This window comes from Lawsonibacter hominis (assembly GCF_014287895.1).
Classification (GTDB): Bacteria; Bacillota; Clostridia; order Oscillospirales; family Oscillospiraceae; genus Lawsonibacter_A; species Lawsonibacter_A hominis.
In genome coordinates this window covers 1-902 of record NZ_JACOPP010000081.1, presented here as the reverse complement: position 1 = coordinate 902, position 902 = coordinate 1, and the positions used below count along the sequence as shown (strand labels likewise).

Sequence of the window (902 nt, the reverse complement as noted above, 5' to 3'; positions counted from 1 at the left end):
TCATTTGGAATATGTTGTAGCAATCAATTCATTATTTATCGTGGACTTGCTGAACAAAGTCAACAACGATTTGCTGGCATTTTTATATAAAATTGACGTATATTTTTGGTTACTCTGCTGCTATAATAAGAGTGCGACAGAGGAATCTGCCGCCAGACGAAAAGATACACCCTCGTATCTGCGCCCGTCTGCTCCGCTTTGCCGCCTGTCGCGGGGCGACTAATAAATACCGGACGTGCTTTTGATTGCCGCCTGCCGTTCGGCGACATATAAATAGACGGCTTGCAAAAATTAAAAGGGGCTCCCTCCGCTATGCGCGGAGGGATTCTCTTTATACAAAGAGACGGTGACGTGGTTATATGGAGCTTGTCGATTGTGGGTTGTACACCATAAAGGACAGATACTTTTCCGACTTCAAAAGTGATCGCCACATGCATAATAAGTCCGAAGGCCGCCCGTACTATCTTTCAATAAGGGAGCACAATGGAATTACTTGGTTTATACCTATAAGTAGCAAGGTAGACAAATATAAGGCCAAAATAGCACAGGATGAGATTAAATACGGAAACTGTATTTACTATCATATCATGAATTTCATGTCAGATGAGCGGGCATTGCTGGTTGGCAATATGATTCCAGTTACTGAAGAGTACATAAGTAAAGAATTTACCATATCCTGTCAACACTATATTGTGAAAGATGAAAATACAATAAAGGCCGTTCGAAAGAAGGCGGCAAGATATTTAAGCCTAGTCCGAAATGGAAAGCTTCGTCCATATGTGGATATATTAAGAATTGAACGTCAACTCATAAACCGTTCAAAAAACAAAAGTTTTATCATTTAAATTTCTGCTCACAAAACATCCCCCGCCACCCAAGAGCCGATGCTCCGGGCGGCGGGG

Annotated in this window: 2 protein-coding genes; both read left to right on the top strand. The window is 42.0% G+C overall.

Annotated features, from left to right (window positions below; genetic code table 11):
* The coding region (locus H8S57_RS17165; protein WP_207723851.1) for a hypothetical protein at window positions 1-223 on the top strand (223 nt) is incomplete at its 5' end.
* Between the two features lie 136 nt (window positions 224-359).
* Window positions 360-845, top strand: coding sequence for a type III toxin-antitoxin system CptIN family toxin (gene cptIN / locus H8S57_RS16845; RefSeq protein ID WP_186909091.1), 486 nt, complete (start codon window positions 360-362; stop codon window positions 843-845).
* The last annotated feature ends 57 nt before the right edge of the window (window positions 846-902 follow it).

Excerpts from the sequence above, each read along its gene's own strand:
- cptIN (WP_186909091.1), top strand. The coding sequence starts at position 360 with ATGGAGCTTGTCGATTGTGGGTTGTACACCATAAAGGACAGATACTTT.